12 protein-coding genes are annotated in these 19674 nt (G+C 35.6%); 4 read left to right on the forward strand and 8 right to left on the reverse strand.

All coding sequences use genetic code 11. The features are described from left to right. The first annotated feature begins 77 nt into the window (after nucleotides 1–77). Nucleotides 78–1435, forward strand: a protein-coding gene (locus MKY80_RS13340) for an IS3 family transposase (RefSeq protein ID WP_342529695.1) whose coding sequence is annotated in 2 segments (ribosomal slippage) — nucleotides 78–531 and nucleotides 531–1435 — 1359 coding nt in all. Because the reading frame shifts where the segments join, the coding sequence is not laid out codon by codon here. An 89-nt stretch (nucleotides 1436–1524) separates the two neighbouring features. Here the strand turns inward: MKY80_RS13340 and MKY80_RS13345 are convergent. Together MKY80_RS13345 and MKY80_RS13350 are read right to left on the reverse strand one after the other, a co-directional pair. Beyond that, nucleotides 1525–3258: an ABC transporter ATP-binding protein gene (locus tag MKY80_RS13345; protein WP_342529697.1), complete on the reverse strand. Its 1734-nt coding sequence runs from the start codon at nucleotides 3256–3258 to the stop codon at nucleotides 1525–1527. Further along, complete coding sequence (locus MKY80_RS13350; protein ID WP_008178515.1) at nucleotides 3255–4997, reverse strand: ABC transporter ATP-binding protein; 1743 nt, start codon at nucleotides 4995–4997, stop codon at nucleotides 3255–3257. Before MKY80_RS13350 ends, MKY80_RS13345 begins: the two co-directional genes overlap by 4 nt. Before the next feature lie 1003 nt (nucleotides 4998–6000). Between MKY80_RS13350 and crcB the strand changes: the two genes are divergently transcribed. Genes crcB through MKY80_RS13365 form a run of 3 tightly spaced genes read left to right on the forward strand, consistent with a single transcriptional unit; the run spans nucleotide 6001 to nucleotide 7051 of the window. Further along, nucleotides 6001–6363 (forward strand): fluoride efflux transporter CrcB, encoded by a 363-nt coding sequence (gene crcB / locus MKY80_RS13355; protein ID WP_008178520.1) that lies wholly within the window; start codon nucleotides 6001–6003, stop codon nucleotides 6361–6363. After that, a complete protein-coding gene (locus tag MKY80_RS13360) occupies nucleotides 6360–6689 on the forward strand; it encodes a CrcB family protein (protein WP_008178522.1) in 330 nt (109 codons plus the stop codon). The genes crcB and MKY80_RS13360 overlap by 4 nt, the downstream gene beginning before the upstream one ends. A 14-nt stretch (nucleotides 6690–6703) precedes the next feature. Next, a complete protein-coding gene (locus MKY80_RS13365; protein ID WP_239355155.1) occupies nucleotides 6704–7051 on the forward strand; it encodes a hypothetical protein in 348 nt (115 codons plus the stop codon). A gap of 317 nt (nucleotides 7052–7368) precedes the next feature. On the opposite strand, the gene MKY80_RS13370 is transcribed toward MKY80_RS13365, so the two are convergent. Genes MKY80_RS13370 through fabD form a run of 6 tightly spaced genes read right to left on the reverse strand, consistent with a single transcriptional unit; the run spans nucleotide 7369 to nucleotide 19660 of the window. Further along, nucleotides 7369–8124 (reverse strand): class I SAM-dependent methyltransferase, encoded by a 756-nt coding sequence (locus tag MKY80_RS13370; protein ID WP_036222005.1) that lies wholly within the window; start codon nucleotides 8122–8124, stop codon nucleotides 7369–7371. Between the two features lie 14 nt (nucleotides 8125–8138). Beyond that, nucleotides 8139–9527, reverse strand: a complete 1389-nt coding sequence (ablA, locus tag MKY80_RS13375; RefSeq protein WP_089986374.1) for a lysine 2,3-aminomutase — start codon at nucleotides 9525–9527, stop codon at nucleotides 8139–8141. Next, the gene (locus tag MKY80_RS13380) at nucleotides 9517–10305 is read right to left on the reverse strand and encodes an alpha/beta fold hydrolase (RefSeq protein WP_008178530.1); all 789 of its coding nucleotides are present in this window, start codon (nucleotides 10303–10305) and stop codon (nucleotides 9517–9519) included. The genes ablA and MKY80_RS13380 overlap by 11 nt, the downstream gene beginning before the upstream one ends. A 2-nt stretch (nucleotides 10306–10307) precedes the next feature. Then, complete coding sequence (locus tag MKY80_RS13385; protein WP_342529710.1) at nucleotides 10308–13505, reverse strand: condensation domain-containing protein; 3198 nt, start codon at nucleotides 13503–13505, stop codon at nucleotides 10308–10310. A 22-nt stretch (nucleotides 13506–13527) separates the two neighbouring features. After that, nucleotides 13528–18384, reverse strand: a complete 4857-nt coding sequence (locus MKY80_RS13390) for an amino acid adenylation domain-containing protein (protein WP_342529711.1) — start codon at nucleotides 18382–18384, stop codon at nucleotides 13528–13530. Between the two features lie 22 nt (nucleotides 18385–18406). Beyond that, the gene (fabD, locus tag MKY80_RS13395) at nucleotides 18407–19660 is read right to left on the reverse strand and encodes an ACP S-malonyltransferase (protein ID WP_090002627.1); all 1254 of its coding nucleotides are present in this window, start codon (nucleotides 19658–19660) and stop codon (nucleotides 18407–18409) included. Between the last annotated feature and the right edge of the window lie 14 nt (nucleotides 19661–19674).

Raw genomic sequence — 19674 nt, forward strand, 5'->3', positions numbered from 1 at the left:
CACCTCGAGAGCGTCCAGAAGGAATGAACTGCCCCGTAAAAGTTAGACATTAATCTAACTTTTACGGGGGTTTTTTTATGACAAAAGTAAGTGTTGAACAACGTATTCAAGCAGTTCAACGATATTTAAATGGAAATGAAACTTTGATCGGAATTGCGAATGATATCGGTGTGACAGCTCAGATTGTCAGTGAATGGGTTCGCCGTTATCAAAAAAATGGCGTAGAGACTTTCTTAAAGTCCTATACAAACTATTCAGCTGACTATAAAATGAATGTACTTAATTATATGAACGAGACAGGTACATCTTCGAGAGACACAGCTGCACTATTCAATATTTCATCTCCTGGCATGATTCGGAATTGGAAGTTGAAGTTTGAAGTTGGTGGTTATGATGCTCTTGTTTCTAAGAAAAAGGGGCATCTATCTATGAAAAAAGAGACAAAAAGAACAACGAAATCAACACCAGCTGAAGGATCTGTTGAGGCGTTAGAAGCACGAATCAAACAATTAGAAATGGAGAATGCGTACTTAAAAAAGTTGAATACTTTAGTTCAAATGCAAGAAAAATTACCAATCAAATCAAAGCGCAAGTAATTTATGAACTAAAGGAAATCTATGAAGTAGTGGAATTAATCAAAGTCGCTGATATTCCACGTAGTACGTATTATTACTGGGAAAAGCGTTTGAATCGTCATGATAAATACGCTGATGTGAAAGTCGCAATTCAGTCCATTTATCATGAACATAAGGGACGTTATGGTTATCGTCGGATCACCAAAGAACTAAAAAAATTTGGTATTCATCATGATCCGAAAACGATTAACTGCTTGATGAATGCCATTGGCATAAAGTGTGAAGTCCGCATGAAGAAATATCGTTCGTATAAAGGTAACGTCGGAAAAATTGCCCCAAACATATTACAACGCGATTTTACAGCGGAAAAAATGAACGAGAAATGGGTAACAGACGTGACAGAGTTCCATCTATTTGGTGAGAAACGCTATTTATCACCCGTCCTTGATCTATGTAATGGCGAAATCATTGCATACTCGGTTATGAAGCGTCCAGTGTATAAACTAGTCCATAATATGTTAGAACAAGCATTGGAGCGCCTTGAATCAAGTGATCAAGTTATTCTTCATTCAGATCAAGGTTGGCATTATCAAATGAAAAAGTATCAACAAACATTAAAGCAACATGGTATTACGCAGAGTATGTCCCGTAAGGGTAATTGTTTGGACAACGCAGTCATCGAAAATTTCTTTGGCTTATTAAAATCTGAACTCCTGTATCTACAAGAATTTGAATCTATGGCACATTTTGAACAGGAGCTCAATGACTATATTCACTACTACAATCACAAACGAATGAAAGAAAAATTAAAAGACCTAAGCCCGGTGGAGTACCGAACTCAGGTCTTAGCAGTTGCTTAACTAAATATGTCTAACTTTTTTGGGTGAGATCATTAGTATTCTCAATGGCTCTTATCTGCGGTCTGACCCGTGTTATTTTATTATCTAAATTATTGTAAGGAATTGGCTTGCATTTGATACATTTTTTCATAAATTCCACCAAGATCAAGCAATTCATCATGTGTGCCATTCTCGACAATTTCCCCTCGATCTAACACTAGGATTCGATCTGCGTTTTTAATCGTAGAAAGTCGGTGGGCAATAATAAACGTTGTTCGTCCTTTTTTCAGGACATCCATGGCATGCTGAATAATCTCTTCTGTCTCTGTATCAATATTGGACGTTGCTTCATCCAGTATTAAAATGGCTGGATCGAAGGCAAGAGCTCTTGCAAAGGAAATGAGCTGACGTTGTCCTGAAGATAATGTACTTCCCTTCTCGATTACAGGCTCATCATAGCCATTTGGTAAATTCGCTAAAACACGTTCTCCTCCAACAGCATTTAAGGAAGCCTTAATCTTTTCTGGAGAAATGTTTGGGTTATTTAAGCTCACATTGGAGGCAATGGTTCCCGTGAATAAATACGGGTCTTGAAGCACAATTCCCATATGCTCCCGCATTGTTTGACGAGGGACAGATGTAATATCAACACCATCAATGGTTATTTTCCCTTTTGATGGATCATAAAAGCGGAATAGTAAGTTCATAATCGAACTTTTCCCGGAGCCTGTATGACCAACTAAGGCGATGGTTTCACCTTGATGGGCCTTGAATGAAAGGTTCTTAAGTACGTATTCATTGTCCTTATAGGCAAATGAAACATCCTCGAAAAGCACATTGCCCTTATATCTTGGTAAACTTTTTTCTGATACAGGCTCACCATCTGTATCTAGCACCTCAAACACACGTTTCCCAGCAATAAGAGAACGTTCAAGCTGAGAAAATTGGTTCACGATATTCGTAATAGGATTAAATAGCTTTGTTAAATAATCGACAAACGCATATAATGTACCCGCTGAAATCACTTCAGTGGCTGTATAGGATTGTGTACCAAAATAGACAATAAAGACTGTAAACATAATCATCCTTAAAGTATTCACCAGGTTAAAGGATGTGGCTGAATCAAGAACTAAAAGCTTTCGCTCGTAAGCGTAATGCTCATTATTCATATCATCAAATTCCTTCGTCATTTGTTGCTCACGTCGGAATGCTTGAATAATGGTCATCCCTTGAATAGATTCATTAATCATGGCATTAATATCGGCAATTTTCGTACGGATCACATCATTATATTTGGAAGCAAATTTTCGATACAAAATCATCCATAAATACACAATAGGAATCATCGTTAAAGCAAGCATTGCCATTTTCCAATTTAAAATAAAGAGTGCTATATAAACTCCAAAGATGGATATAAAGCTCGTCACAAAATTGGAGAGCACCTGTACATATAAATTCCGAACCGCCTCTGTATCATTTGTAACACGCGCAACAATTTTGCCCGCTGGTAAATTATCAAAGTACTGGATCGGTAATGTTTGAATATGTTCAAACACATCTTTACGTAATTTTTGAACAACCCGATTCGCACCAATTTGTAAGTAAATATACATAAAATAGCGTAATATCGCTGTAGCAATAGCTAATAGTAAATAAACAATTAATAACCACGTAATCGGTTTGATTTCAATATGACCAATCGTCATGTAATTATCAATAATATGTTTAGCAATAAATGGCCCAACAAGCTCCGTAAAAACGGCGATTGTTAAGAAGAATAAGCCTAGAAAAATAGGCTTTTTAAAATACATTGCATAGCGCATTAAACGTTGACTCGTACTCATGAGGCACCTCCTTCTAGCTGCTGACGGTCAAATTGCTCCTTGTACCATCCTTGTCGTGAAAGAAGTTCCTCATGTGTTCCTTGCTCTACAACTTGCCCATCATCCAACACGATAATAATATCAGCATGTTGAATACCCGATAATCGGTGCGTGGTAATAATCGTTGTTTTCCCATCACGCTCTCGCTGAATATTTTCAATAATTCTAGCTTCTGTCTTTGCGTCAACAGCTGACAGTGAATCATCTAGCATTAAAATTTCAGGATCTTTAATTAATGCGCGAGCAATGGATACACGTTGCTTTTGACCGCCCGAAAGAGATACACCTTTTTCACCTACAAGCGTTTCAAGACCCATTGATAGATTTTCTAAATCCTTTTCAAAATACGCCGCACGTATCGCCTGCTGCAATTCTGCCTGGGTCGCATCTTCTTTCCCAAATAATATATTTTCACGAATAGTCCGTGAGAATAACACATGGTCTTGTGGTACATAGCCAATCCAATCTAGAATCTGCTCCTTCGTTTGAGCCGTAATGTCAATACCGTCAATAGAAAGCTGTCCCTGACCGATTGGATATTCACGTAATAATTGACGGAGGAAGGTTGTTTTCCCCGCACCTGTCTTTCCAACAATTCCAAGTGTTTGACCTTTTTTCAATGACAATGAAACTTGTTGTAGATTTTTCACTTGGCTCATTGGATATTGGAATGTTAAATCATCAAAACCAATCGCTTTAGGTGTCGCAATCATTTGGGGATTCGGAATATTTTGAACATCCGCCTCATAGTTTAACGTTTCCTGTACACGATCGAGTGATGCATTCCCTTGTTGCATGACATTGATCAGCTCTCCAATGGCAAATATTGGCCAAACCGCTAATCCTAAATAAACATTAAAGGTAACAAGTTGCCCTACTGTCATGGCCTCCGTTGCCACTAAATGAGCACCATATCCGAGCGCAACAACATAGCTGATTCCTGTGCCCACTTTAGTAATCGGGCCAAATAAAGCGTTAATTTTAGCCGTATGAATATTTTTCTCATAAACGATTTCACTCATATCCGCAAAATTAGCCTCATCCTTTTTTTCCTGCACATAGGCACGCACTACTCGCACACCTGCGACTGATTCAAGAACACTGTCGTTTAATTCTCCAAAAGAATCCTGAGCCTTCATATAACGTTCATGAACAATCTTTCCTAAATATTGAATGAGGATGGCCATAATAGGAACGGGTAGCATAGCAAAGAGTGTTAGCTTCCAAGAAATCATATAGCCCATTGCAAAAATGATAAAACCCATATAAATCGTTGAGTCAATCAACGTCATAATCCCAAATCCCGCAGTCGTAGAAACGGCATTTAAGTCATTTGTTGCCCGAGCCATTAAGTCCCCGGTGCGATTTTTTTCATAAAAGGTTGGAGTCATTCGTAAAAAATGCTGCATCAAATTACGACGTAAAATTTTTTCAAGGTTAATAGCCCCTTCAAATAGTCGGAATTGCCACACAAAATTTAGCAGATAACCCCCAATAATAATCCCGACAAAAATAAACACATACTTTGTTAAAATAGCTGGCGTCATTTCCCCTGCAGTCAATATATCAATAATTGAGCCCAGTAAGTACGGAGGGACAACCTCTAACCCACTGGCAATCATCAATAGCACAATCGCGACTGTATATTGTTTCCAATATCGTTTGAAGAACCAGCCTAATTTACTTAAAACATCAAACATACATGATAACCTTCTTTCTTCCGTACTGTTGTAGCATGGCTACCCACTTTCTAGAAATTCCTTTTTGAAAATCATTCGTCGTACAGTGTTTCGCATAAACATACACTCCTTTTTTGGTTTTCACTATAACCTTTTTAGGCACCAAAAAAGACACATACCCCTCCAAAGAGCATGTGTCTCTTATAAAAGGCAGGAACAAATCCATACCTTTATGTGCAATCTTAAATAAGCGTTAGGCATGGACAATGTATGTAGCTGTGATTGAATATGATACTGATGAAATTAACATTGTCATGCCCTCCTTTGGTTTATTTGTTATAGTGTTCTTGAAGATTATCACACTATAGAAATAATTGTCAACTATTCCCCAGTTATTTTTTATCATTTTCAGGGAAATAGTTAGCGCTTTAAAGCACTAAAATACAATTTTATACCAAAGACCCAAAAGGAAAGCATGTTCGTCATTTATTGCTTTTAACATTACATTATTTTTTGATAGCTTACATTAACCTAAAGACTGAAATGAACTGGCGTGAGAAAAATTTTGCTACGAGCTCAGCGATCTTTTAAGAAAGTAGCATTCTTCTTTTTCTTTCTAGCTGTCTATATATCATCATTATTATTTTTTAGTTATTTATTATTTAGTTATTTATTAATTAGTAGTGGCGGGTTTTCCGTTACTGGTTTAGCCGTTTACGGATAACCCGTAAGCGGTGATTTTTGCATGTATTGCCTGTACCTCTTTTTTAGCTAGCAACTAGACTCCAAATTTTCTCAAACCTACCGAAAAAAACTATGTTTATATACTATATTTATATATTATATCGTTACAGCATAATCATTCACCCCTTCTATAGTACGATCTATCAACTATATAAATAGTTAAACATCTTCTAGGGACATATTCGGTCATTTATTGAATTTCCCACTATCGAATATTCCTAAAATTTTCTTCTCGTGATACACTTTTTAATAATAGTCATTTAAGTAAGGGGTCTTTACGTTGAAATCATTTTTCATTGTAGGGATTGGCGGCATTGTTGGAGCCATTTGCCGATATGGCCTGAGCCTTGCCATTCCAAACTCGGAAGGTTTTCCATCCACAACATTATGTATAAATTTACTTGGCTGCTTTTGCCTAGCATGGCTTTTCACTACTTTTACAAAGCGCACACCCGTTGTACTTGGGATTGGCACTGGTTTTTGCGGAGCCTTTACTACTTATTCAACATTTTCCTTAGAGACATTATTACTCGTTCAACAAAATGAGTGGCTCCTAGCAGTTCTCTATGTTGTCATAAGTGTTGTAGGCGGTTTAATATGCGCCTGGTTGGGTATTCGTCTTGCAAGGGGGCGACTGGCATGATTCTTGTCGGGATTGGTGGATTTTTTGGCGCCATTTTAAGGTTTTATTTAGGCAAACTATTGGCCCATCCGTATCCGTGGGCAACTTTTATTATCAATTGTACAGGTTCCTTTGCACTCGGTCTTGTTTTTGCCCTCCATCTCAGTGATTGGTTATGGCAGCTGATTGGCATTGGTTTTTTAGGAGCTTATACAACATTTTCGACTTTTGGATTTGAATCATTACAGTTAATTGAACAGCGAAAATGGGGGCAAGTAATAAGCTATATCGCTAGTACCCTGCTGTTTGGCATACTATTTGCCACCATTGGTTATTTTGCCGTGTAAAAGAGGTGATAGGAATGACACAGCCATCCAATGAGCTACTACAAGAATTAGAACTTGAGATTGAACATGCACTCTCTACCCTGATCGACCTAGAATTAGCAGAAAATTATGCGGCGATGAACACACAATTTGCTCAACTACTTGCAAAGGTTCAGGCAGCACAGCTCATCGACTATAAGCTTGATGTTCTCGTAGAGCCCCAAGCCTTTGCCACGGAAACTTGTATTCTACTACAAAGCTTAATTGAAGCGAAGACAAGGCCCAATAAGCGGCATCGATTATTAACACATCGGATGATATTAAAAATATGGTTACGGAAAAATCAACGCTTCATGAAAGAATTTTTACCGCAAATGTTTTAGGCGTCTCTTAGTTTTATAAGGGCGCCTATTTTAAATGTATAGGTTCTTTTATTTTCCCATCCTCTGTCGAATCAAATGCAGTTGTCTGTTGTGAATCTAGCCTTTTTCCTTCTGTCATCTTGTGCAGTTAATTGATGTGATTTACCTCAAAACTTGACTCACCGTATTCTTTTGCCCTTGCCCTACTGAAAACGTGTCCCATACTACTTTCAACAAAAAAGGAAAAAGTTCGATTGGTAAACAAATCGTTTACCAATCGAACTTTTAAGGACTTGAATAACAAACACCTTTTATTGCGGGTTTATCATTATTAAGTGCTATTCTTTTATTGCTTCATACGTAAATACCTGTGAACCATTTGTTGGATATTTATTATACTCATAATCTGAAGAAATCGTTACATCCTTAAATCCAATATCTTGTAAAATTCCTCTAAACTCTTCTACTCCATACCACTTTAACGGGAAGATCTCTAACTCAGTATCAATTAGTTTAGTGTTTTCCCATTTCTGATATTTATTGTGAGTAATCGTAAATTGATTAATGTAATCCACATCTACCAATACTTCTTCCAATGTTATAGAGTCACCGTCTTGATTCTTAAATACTCTAGTTGAAACATACCCCTTCTCAAACGAATCAGGAAGGAAAGTGTCTACTATTAAACGGCCTCCATCCTCTAAATGATCATAAAAACACTTTAAGGCTTTTAAAGAATCTTCTCTTTGATGTAATAATAGGAATGAACCAGTCGGAATAATAATCGCCTCATATTTTTGTTCCAAAGAAAAATTGCACATATTTAATGAATATAGATTTGGTGTAAGCTCACTTTCTGCACAATTTTTTTTGCATAATTGTAACATGTCATCAGAAAGATCAAAACCTTCAATATTTAGTCCTTTATGCAATAAAGGTATTAGGATACGACCATTACCAACGGCAGGCTCTAATATCTTTCCCTTTACACCTTCTAACCTTTTTGAATAATACTCTACATCTCCAAATGATTTACCAATATATTTATCTATATCATATAATTCTGTAGATAAACTACCATAAAAGCTTACCATCACGATTCCCCTATCTAACATTTATTTGTTTTCTGTGCTTGTAACATTTTCTTTTGTTTTAAAACATCTCTATTCTCTCTTTTATCCTTTAATGTCTCCACTCCCTCTTCTTTATATCTTTCTCTTAATTTATACCGTCGAAGATTTGTAGGTACTAAGCTTTTCGAAGGTTCAGTCTCTAAAAGCTTTGAAACGCCTGTTGAGTCATATGATTTTAAATCATAAACTTCAGAAAAATAACTATCGGCTGTACCTGATTCATAGTGCTTTATCTCTGGATAAGAAGAAATAACGCCTTCATAATTTCTTAAAACTACTTTCTCAGGACTCTGGGAAAGTATATAATTTGGCTGTAACGCTATCTTCCCACCTCCGTTTGGTGCATCTACCACGAATGTGGGCACAGCATAACCAGAAGTATGTCCTCTTAAAGATTCAATTATTTCCAATCCTTTAGAAATAGGCGCTCTAAAATGGCTAATCCCCTCAGACAGGTCACACTGATAAATATAGTATGGTCTAACTCTGATTTTCACTAAATCATGTACTAATTTTTTCATTATTGGCACACTATCATTTATCCCTGTCAGAATAACAGACTGGTTCCCCACTGGAACCCCCGCATTGACTAACTTCTCGCAGGCTTCTTTCGCCTCATCAGTTAACTCGATCGACGTATTAAAGTGTGTATTTAGCCATACAGGATGATATTTTTTTAGAATCGAACACAACTCAGTCGTTATTCTTTGAGGAAATACCACTGGTGCTCTAGTACCAATCCGAATTATTTCAACATGCGGTATATCTCTTAAACTGCTTAAAATATATTCAAGAATTTTATCGTTAATTAATAAAGCATCTCCGCCAGACAATAAAACGTCTCTAATTTCTTCATTATTCCTAATATAATCAATAGCTCTATCAAGCTGCTTTTTAGGTACTGCCATCCCCACCTGCCCAGAAAATCTTCTTCTTGTACAATATCGACAATACATGGAGCATTGGTTGGTAACTAGGAACAATACTCTATCAGGATACCTATGAGTTATACCTGGTACAGGGGAATCTTCATCTTCATCCAATGGATCCTCTAGATCATAATGACTCTTCATAATTTCAGCAGATAATGGCACTGACTGCATACGTATTGGACATCGTACATCATCAGGATTCATTAAAGATGCATAATAAGGAGTTATATTTAAAGGAATCGTTTGTAGAGAAATTTTGACTCCTTCTTCTTCTTCCTCAGTTAAGTTTACAACTTTCTTTAAATCATCTAAAGTTTTAATAGTGTTCGTTAATTGCCAATGCCAATCATCCCATTGCTCTTTGGTAATATCTTTCCAAAGTTCAATTTCCCTATAATGTCTTCTTTCACCTGGTTTAAGTTTAGTTTGCATGAATCACCCCTCCTTTGATGTTGGTATAAATATTCATGAGTTCCTGTCTCAATTCTTTAGCAGGCTCCTCATTCTCACTCAAGTAAAAATGACCACCATTAAAATACCTACATTTATAGTCATTGAGCGCCATTTTCTCCCACAGTTTAACTTCCCCATCAGGAACTGCTGAATCTTGTGTACCTAACCAAAGTTCCATTGGATAGTTGACCAATGCTTTATCATCGAATTTAAATGTATCAAGCAAATGAAAATCTCTGCCTGTAACATCCACTATTGAATTGAATAGTCTCGAGTCAGACTCAAGCTCATTTGGCACTCCACCTAGCCTTCTAATATCTGCTATAATACTTTCCCTCGTTCGCCTCGTAAACGGAGCTTCAGGATACGTCGCATGATTAGCTACAGTTATGGGGGACCTAGCAGCTGAAATAATTAATTTTTTAATATATTGACTTTTCTCATCCAGTAAACTTGATAAAGCATAGACAAATAGTCCTCCCAAACTATGACCAAATAAAACAGCTGGGCGATCAATATAATGAAATACCGTTTTAAATAGATATTCTTTTGCCTCACAAAATGTTGATAGGAAGGGTAAATCATTTGTCATTCCTCTACCAGGTAATTCAAACAAACATACTTCTACATCTTCAGGTAAATCTCTCACTAAAGGAACCATTGAAAGTGCTGAACCTCCAGCATGATGAAAACATAGCAATTTTAATTTTGCATGTGGACTTGGGTTATATACTAAATATCCTTTTTCTTGTTTCATCTTCACAATCTATGACCACCTATTATTTTCATAGCTTCCTCTACTGTAAGCTCGCCTTGTTTCACTTTTTCAAGTACTTCAATTTTGCTGTAAGATGGAATAGTACTTTCTGCAATAGGCTCTGCCTCTTTTCTAGCTGTAATTTCTTCTACAAACCGATTGATAGTTGGATATCGGAAAAGATCACCAACTACAAACTCATATGAAGGTAACACTTTTCGAAGTAAGTTATATAATTTCAGTACAATTAAAGAGTGGCCACCTTGATCGAATAGACTCCGATTCAACTGTACTTTTTTTCCTAAAACTACTTCCCATGTCTCTCTTACCCTATCAACCATATCGCCTGACATTGAGATAGTCGACGTAGTGGTTAATTGATTCAGTAATTCTTCAGCTTGTTTCCTTAGCGACACTCTATCAATCTTGCCATTCGTATTGCGAGGTAGCTTTTCTAATGGAACGATTACATTCGGAATAGCAAAATCCGGAAGTATCTTAGAAATCCTACTATTAATTGTCTCAATACTTTGGTCTGTCCCACTGATAAAGGCAATTAAAGTATTTTCACCGTTATTACTTGGAAGACAGCTAACAAAGCATTCCATACCAGGTTGAAGTGATAATAACGCGTTCTCTACTTCTCCTAATTCTAATCGATAGCCTCGAATTTTTACTTGCTGATCACTGCGTCCATAAAATTCTATCACTCCATTAGCATTTAATCTTACTAGATCACCTGTCCGGAAGTAGCTAACACCATCCAGAGTATAACAAGTGGAGGTAACTAAACCCTCCTCGGTTACATAGCCTTTTGTTATTTGTTTCCCTCCAATGTGTAATTCACCTATCATGCCAGGAGCTACAGAATTACCTGTTTTATCAACAATTCTCAGCATTGTTCCCGGTAATGGTTTACCTATTGGACAAAGTCCTGAGTTAGAACTATCCTGATTGTTATTACACATATAAACTAGAGACTCAATTGTACATTCACTTAGACCATAACCATTATAAAAATTGACGCCTTCCCAAAGCATGTCACATATTTCATTCTTTTCTTCAAGTCTGAACGTATCAGCACCTACTACGATTGTTTTTAAATCTTTTAAGACCCTATTTTCTTCATTTAAAAAGTGGATAAATTCCCTTACTAAAACAGGTGTTGACTCTAAAAATGAAACATTATATTTAGCTGCCATTTCTGCTAAATAGGCCATATCAATTCTTTTTTCTTCCTCGCAAACAAACAAATATCCATTCGTTGACCATGCCTTCAGCAAATCACCTAAAAAAACATCCGATGTCCAACTCCCTAGTTGAAGAACATACTGTTCACTATCAAGGTGATAAAATTGTTTCCAGCTTTGTATGATTTGTGACAACCCTTCTGCTTTTAATGAAACAATTTTAGGTTCTCCTGTACTACCAGAAGTAGAAATATAATAAGCCACATCTCCCGAGTTAAACTTGTAGGCCTCACTTATTATTTCTTTCTCATCCGTACTACGTTCAATAATCGTTGGAATGTTATCTAGGAATAATAATGTTTTAGGCTGCAATATCTCTAATATACGTTTAGTTCTTGCTTCAGGTATACTCGTATCAATAGCACACCATGCAGCGCCTATTGTCCAAGCAGCAAAAATACCGATTGCTGTTTCAATACATTTTTTTCCTACCAATGCAACAGTATCCCCACTCTGTACCCCTTCTTTGAGTAGTTCATTAGCCACAATATTGATATATCTTTTCACATCTTGATAACTTAAATTTCTTTGTCCATCTGAAATGGCTAAAGAATCTTCCCTGTAGTCTCCTAAAATAGATTGAATCGAAAAATTTTCAGACGTTGCAGAAACATCTGTTGTTAAAACATTTTTTAAATATAGCTCTTCGATTTGTGTTAAGTTAATATTTTTAACCAACATATTATTATAGTTATCTATATTTTCAAATATATACTCAAGAGAATCTAGAAGTCTCAGAAGCTCTGTTTGCTCATAACGTTGTTGATCCCAACCTAATCGTAAGCATATGGAGCCTTGTGTAATATCAAATGTTACTGATAAAGGATCAGAGCTTGTTCCATACTGGTGAACCAAATCACCATTCTTTTTATTATTTAAGCTTCCCTTGAAATTTTGGAAAATGACAGAGGTTTTAAAGATTTCTGTATTTCCAGATACACCACCAAGCTGTAATAATTTAGAATACGGAATTCCGCTATTTTCAGATACATCTTGCAGATGATCCATTGTCTGGAGGCATACTTCTTTTAACGTTAGTTCATCTTCTATACCTATTTTGACTGGTAATGTGTTTATGAGCATCCCATTCATATCACTCGACTCTATTAATTGATACGGTCTTAATGCAAAAGTCGAACCTACGTATAGCTTATTCGTATGTTGATATCGATTAATTAACACGCCCCATATTGTTAAAGCGATGCTTGAAGTAGTCACTCTGTTCTTAATGCTATAGGCATGAAGATTTTCTGCCGCTCTCTTACTTAACTCTTTATCCAAATACTTAAATAATGGTTTTTGACCCCTATGTTGTGATTTTTCTATCGCTAATGTTTCTGCTTCAGCTAAATCACTTAACACATTTCCCCAATATTTTTCCAGCCCTTTTTGATACATTGGATCATTAATATAATGTAAATATGGTTCGATATCTGGACGAATTGCTAATGAAGTGACATCCTTATTTAAAAGCTTAAAGAAATCTTCAAGTGTCTGAGCAATTGACCAACCATCCATAATAATATGATGATGCACCCATACTAATAGATTTTTAGAAGGTTTCCAGTTTTGAATAAGGTAAAATTGTTGTGTCTTATTTAGCAACGTTCGCTGTAGCCTACCAATCTCACTTTTAAACCAATTCTCTATATTCATAAATTCATCTTGAATCCATAAATAATTAACCTCTAATACATTAATTTCTTCTACATTGCTTTGAATAATTTGGATTGGTTCTATCTCTTGCTCCCACTCAAATTTTGTTCTTAATGCTGGATTGGCTCTGGCAGTATTTAACCAAGCTTCTTGAATCTCTTTGAATGTAAATGAGTTAGGAATTTCATAAGACAGAATTTGCCAATACGCTTCTGACGCTGGGTCTTTTAATGTTTCCATTAACATAACCAATTGCAATGGTGTTAACGGGAGTTTTTTTTCATTTTGTACCATTCTATGCTAACCTCCTTCCACATTATTTAAGTATGAGAGACATCTCTGATACCGTAGGGTGCTTCAAAAAGTCTTTCGGAGTAATGTCAATACCATTGGTACGCAATTTAGATACTATTTGAAGTGATTTAATGGAATCTCCACCGATTTCAAAAAAGTTATCATCGATACCTATTTCGTTAACCTTTAGCACTTCAGCCCAAACCTCTACAATTGATTTTTCCAGTTCGGTCGTTGGCTCCCTAAATGTATTTTGAGCACCGTCTGCAAGGTATTGTGAAGCTTCTAAGCTAAGTAGTTTTCTGTCTCTTTTTCCGCTAGATGTTAATGGTAATTTTTCTAACTCAACGAACATCGATGGGATATACGTTACTGGTAAGTCTTTAGAAACAGCTTTTTTCAAATCATTTCTGCTTAGACTATCTTTCACATTTAAAGTGTAGAAGCAGACTAAGCATGGTTTGTTATTTTGATCATGCCCTAATACGACTGCTGCATCGTTAACTTGTGATTGCTGTATAACACAAGCTTCAATTTCTTCTATCTCAATCCTTACACCATTTACCTTAACTTGTGAATCTTTCCTACCTAGAAAATCTAAACTGCCATTCGTTGAAATTTTTACCAAATCACCAGACTTGTAAAAGGTTTTTCCATTTCGCTTTACAAAAACTTTGTCCGTTTCGATTTCATTCTTGAAATAACCTTTTGCTAAAGAAGGTCCTCCAATCATTAATTCACCTGGAAAACCTTTTGGAACTGGTAGCCCGGCTTCATCGACCACTTCCATTTCTACATACGGTAATGGAAAACCAATATTATAATGATCTTTTGTTACCTGTTGAACCGTAACTTCAATTCCTGCCTCAGTTGGACCATATAAATTGAATGCTTTGACTTGTGGTAACAACTCATTTATTTTTTTAGCTAATGGAGCTGGTAGTGCTTCCCCACTTAAATGAAGATACTTTAATGGCAATTTGTAATCTTTTTGAGAGTCCATTTCATTAAGCATTAATTGCAACACAGAAGGGACAAAATGACACAAATCAATTGACTCATCACAAATAAATTTCAGTAAACCTAAAGGATCACGATGCAAGTCTTTAGGAGCAACAATTAACGTAGCACCTGTACAAAGGGTATAAAATATTTCCCAAACAGATACATCAAATGTATATGGCGTTTTAAATAACGTTTTATTACCAGGTTTAAGCTTATTTTGTTTTTTTTGCCATTCGATGCGTAAAGAAGCCCCTAAATGTGGACATACTACACCTTTCGGCTCACCCGTCGAGCCAGAAGTAAACATAAGATATGCTGGATCATCGACAGAGATAGGTCCCATTACTTTTACATTATTTTTAACTATATTTTTTTCTAGAGTATTTACAATTTCCCATTCTCCATATGGTATTTCATCTATTGTATTTACCATTAAAACCTTTGGATTTAATCGCTCTAATAATTTCTGTGTTCTTGCTATAGGATGCTCCGTATCTAAAGGAACATATACTGCGCCTGCTTTCAGAACACCTAGTATTACTGCAATGGCATCTATTCCTCTGTCCATATACATAGGCACGTAATCGCCTTTTTCAATACCCATTGATAGCAGTAATGAAGAATATTTTTCTGCTTCTTGATTGAGTTGTTCATATGTTAATGCTCTATCCAGCTCTTGAATGGCAATATAATCCTTATATTTTTTCGCTGCCTCTTCAAATTGACAGTGGAGTGGCTTAGCCTTTTGTAATAGTTCCCCATTATCATTGGAGGATATAATGGAACCTTTAGTAAATGCAGTACCCCATAATTGATCTGGTTCATTTATTAATGAGGCAAGTAAACTCAAATAATTCTTCGCCAACAATTGAATCTCTACTTCTGTAAAATGGGCAAATGAATATTCTATATGTCCTTTTACTTCTCCATTTTCCACATTGAAGAAACAACTTAAAGGGAATCTTGATCCACCAGTATCTTGCTCGATAAAGCTTGTGTTGATATTCTTTAAATCCATTTCAAGATTCACTTTAAGACTGAATGTATTATTTACTACATCAAGATACTCTCTTTTATCAATGTTAGCCGCAATGTCAACAATTGAGAAATCTCCATGAGCAATATTTTCATGAACAGTGTTACTAATTTCAAGCAGGAGCTCTTTAAAAGAGGCCTTTTTATTTAATGAAAGCGTTAAAGGAACTAAATTAACAAACATTCCAACATCATTTAAACTTTCATTTGTTCTGCCATGATAAGGAATTCCTATCGTTATTGTATCTTGCATGCAATATTTTGCTAAATTTAGTGCCCAAGCAGTTAGTAATATTGTAAACTGACTCAATTTCATTTCCTGTGAAAATTGATCAATTTTTTTACCTAGCCCTTTATGGCTTTCAATCTCTAAAATCTTTCCAATTCTTATATATTCTTCGGATTTCTCTTGAATAGGTAGTTGAGCAAGTTTAAATGCCTTAGATTGCTCAAACCAAAAATCCTTCAAATTTTGATCCTGTGATTTTTTAACCAATTTATTGATATTCTTATATAAATTTTCAGAACTACTTGATTTTATGTCATCTATAGTAATTTCCTCATTATAAACTTTAGCTATATTTTGCAGTATATTTTTTAAAGATAAGCCATCACATACAATATGATGAGATACAAGTACAAAAACAGCTCCTGCATTCTCTGTATGAATGATTGCCCCTCTAAACAATAAATCGCTCTCTAACTGGAAAGGTTGATTATAAATTGTCTTTGCAAGTGTGCGCGCCTCCTCCATATTTTTCACCTGTAAGATTTGTATGTGATGATCCAGATGCTCTACTATTTCATCTATATTTCTAATTTTTTGTTCAATTCCATAGGAGGTATTTTCTCTAAAATTCACAAAAAAGGCGGCATTTTTCTTTATGATATTGACAAAGGCACTATAAAACTTATGTTCATCAAAAAGACCGTTAATCTGAAAAGTAGCGCCTACATTATAAAATGGATTTCCTTCATTTGTTTTCCACAAATACCAAAGACCTTTCTGCATACTCGTTGCAGGAAACCACTCGTTTTGATTAAACATAGTAGGTTCATTATTTGATGATAAGGCTGGTAAAGTAGAAAGAATATCCAATAAATTACATGGTTTTCTCTGCTGCTGTACTTGCCATGGTAAACAATCAACATTAAATGCTTTTGAAACATTCATAGCAATTTGTGCTGCGTCTAAGGAATTTCCTCCAACTTCAAATAAATCTGTTTGTGATGAGCATTTTAAGTTTAAGGTTGAAGAAAAAATATCAATAATCTTTTGCAAAGATTCACTTATATTAGATGAAGATTCAAGTAATTGTTTACTATTGAAATATTCTATATGCTGTTTGTTCAACAATTCACGATCTATTTTCCCGTTTCTAGTCAACGGTAAATGTTTATGAAAAATAAGTTGAACGGGTATCATATTTTTAGGCAGCTTCTCTTTCAAATAGCTAAATAGTTCAAGTTCTGAAATCGATGATTCCTCTTCTAAGACAATGGATGCTGTCAATAGCGTATTTGAAGCTATATGTAATGGTAGTGCTATAGCTTGACTTACTCTATTATGTTTTTGAAGAGTACTTTCAATATCCCCTAATTCAATTCTCACTCCATTAATGCTTAATTGAAAATCTTCTCTACCATGGAAATTAAAATTCCCTTGAACATCTCTACTTACGACATCTCCAGTGTTGTAGACTCTTACATTTTCACCGTCAATTTCTAACTGTTTAAATTTTTCATTTGTCTCATGCGGCAAATTAATATACTCTCGCGCTAATCCATCACCAGATATCCATAGTGTTCCTCTTCTATCTACCTCATGAATGATTTGTAAATTTCGATCTAAAATAAAACACTTTACATAAGGTAAAGCGGAACCAATATGAGGTAGCTTTTTCACCTTGCCATCTGCTCTCTCTACAATCCCAGAAGTACTTACAACAGTCCCTTCACTTGGTCCATAATTGTTAACCACATGAAAAGGTAAATCTTTTGAAGGGTATTTTGTTAGTTTATCTCCCCCTACTAAAAGATATTTTAAAGCTACGTGACTATTATCCCAGTCCAGTTCCATTAGTCGCTCAGCAATAGGGGTAGATACAAATGAATGCGTTACTTGGTGCTTTATCCAAGTATTTTTTAGAAGCTCTGGATTAAGTCTTTCATCTATTGTCGTCATATATATAGACGCTCTGGAAGCTATTGCACCCCAAATCTCCCAAATGGAAGCGTCAAATCCAGGTGAAGAGGTTAAAGATACTATTGAATCTTTTGTCACATCAAACGTTTTTGTATGCCAATCGATTAAGCGATTTAAAGAATTCCATTCAACGACTACACCCTTAGGTTTGCCTGTAGTACCTGATGTAAAAACAATATAAGCAGCTGATTTCAAAGAAAAATGAATATTTATGTTAATATCCTTATGATCCAGATTAAAATGCTGAAGAACATCATCAAGCTTAAAAGTGATCTGATCTTGAAAAGCATTTGCCTTATAAATATCTGGATGGGTAATGATTATGCTAGGTTTGATATCGTCAATGATGTTGTCGATTCTGTCCCTTGGTGTTTCTGGATCAATACAAACAATAACCCCACCAGCAATAAATGTTGATAAATGTGCAACAAGAAGAGCAGGTGACCTCCTAAGAACAATCAAAACCTTTTGTTCACAGCCCGGTTTAATCCCCTTCTCTTGCATAGCGGTTGCTAATTTAAACGATTTATGAGTCAATTGTTTTAAACTGTATTTTTTTTGATTGAACCATAAGCTTTGTCCGTCATAGTAATCAATTTCTTCACTAAAAAAACTTTCATAGAAATTTGACATTCTATTACCCCAATCTAACAAATTATTTAAAACTATTAATTTTTAGATATTTAGAATATAAATTCGGATTTGCGATTGATAACTTTAAAATTTCTAATGTTTCATTTTTATGGAATCCTTTATGCGTTAAAATAGAGAAAAATTGTTGAGATAAACTTGCCACTCTATGAGAATCTACTGTAATTTGTTTGCTCTCTTTCATCTCTTTCAATTCCTGTTTAATGAGCTGATAAGGAGAATGGATTTCTCTTTCAAAGTCTTGCTTATCGATTTTCGCTTTAAAAGGTGTCCCAATGATAACTCTTAAACAGGCTTGTAAAAAGTGGATAGTCTCTTCTACTTTTAACATATTCTCATTAAGATTATTTAAAATAGAATGGATGCCATTTTTCTCGTTAACCGGTATCGCTCGATAATCAGGATATTCCATCTTCATAATATCCGTTAGAATTGTTTTAGGACCCATCTCAATAAATGTGTCAACATCTTTATTAATGAGAACGTTCATAACTTTTGGCCATCTAACACTTTCGGTAAGTTGTTTACTTAATTGATCTGCTATTTCGTCAGCCCTACTGTATAGTTGACCTGTAGCGCAGGAAAATATAGGATATTGACAATCATTCATCTTTGTTTGCTGTAGAGCTGCTTTAAATCTTATTTCTGCAGGCTTCATGAGTCTACTATGAGCTGGAACACTAACAGGTAGTATCTTTGTAACGGCTCCCTTTTTCTGTAACTCAATGGATGCCTGCTCCAATGCGCTTTTATGACCACTTAGCACAATTTGATTTGTCGAATTAAAGTTTGCAACAGTTACATGATTATTGTCAGTATCTAATCTTTGACATACTTCCTCCACTTCTTCTCCACTAAGTCCAAAGCAAACAACCATACCGCCTTCTTGAGTACATTCACTCATAGCAGTTGCACGAAGCTTTACTAATTCAACGGACTTTGCAAAAGGGATTCCGTCGGCAGCAACTACTGCCGACAGTTCACCTAGACTATGTCCAGTTAAATAGAGTTGTTTTACATCATTATTCTTTTTAAATATCTCCCAGCAGGCAATACTATAAACTAGAATTGCAGGCTGAACTATTACCGTATTACGAAGCTCTCCATTTTTGTTTTCACAAGCTTTCAATAAATCGTAGCCCAAAATATCGCTAGCCTCATTATACAAATCGCGAGCTATTTGGTAATTCTCGCATAATTCTTGTCCCATAGAATCATATTGTGAACCTTGACCCGGAAATACAATTGCAGTGTTCAAACGATATCCCTCCA

It is taken from the genome of Lysinibacillus sp. FSL R5-0849 (assembly GCF_038595075.1).
Lineage (GTDB): Bacteria > Bacillota > Bacilli > Bacillales_A > Planococcaceae > Lysinibacillus > Lysinibacillus fusiformis.

Bases quoted from the DNA above. Each gene is read 5' to 3' on its own strand.
- MKY80_RS13390 (WP_342529711.1), bottom strand. From the start codon at position 18,384: ATGTCAAATTTCTATGAAAGTTTTTTTAGTGAAGAAATTGATTACTAT.
- MKY80_RS13370 (WP_036222005.1), bottom strand. From the start codon at position 8,124: ATGGTAAGCTTTTATGGTAGTTTATCTACAGAATTATATGATATAGAT.
- MKY80_RS13345 (WP_342529697.1), bottom strand. From the start codon at position 3,258: ATGAGTACGAGTCAACGTTTAATGCGCTATGCAATGTATTTTAAAAAG.
- MKY80_RS13350 (WP_008178515.1), bottom strand. From the start codon at position 4,997: ATGTTTGATGTTTTAAGTAAATTAGGCTGGTTCTTCAAACGATATTGG.
- MKY80_RS13380 (WP_008178530.1), bottom strand. From the start codon at position 10,305: ATGAAACAAGAAAAAGGATATTTAGTATATAACCCAAGTCCACATGCA.
- MKY80_RS13360 (WP_008178522.1), top strand. From the start codon at position 6,360: ATGATTCTTGTCGGGATTGGTGGATTTTTTGGCGCCATTTTAAGGTTT.
- MKY80_RS13365 (WP_239355155.1), top strand. From the start codon at position 6,704: ATGACACAGCCATCCAATGAGCTACTACAAGAATTAGAACTTGAGATT.
- MKY80_RS13385 (WP_342529710.1), bottom strand. From the start codon at position 13,505: ATGGTACAAAATGAAAAAAAACTCCCGTTAACACCATTGCAATTGGTT.
- ablA (WP_089986374.1), bottom strand. From the start codon at position 9,527: ATGCAAACTAAACTTAAACCAGGTGAAAGAAGACATTATAGGGAAATT.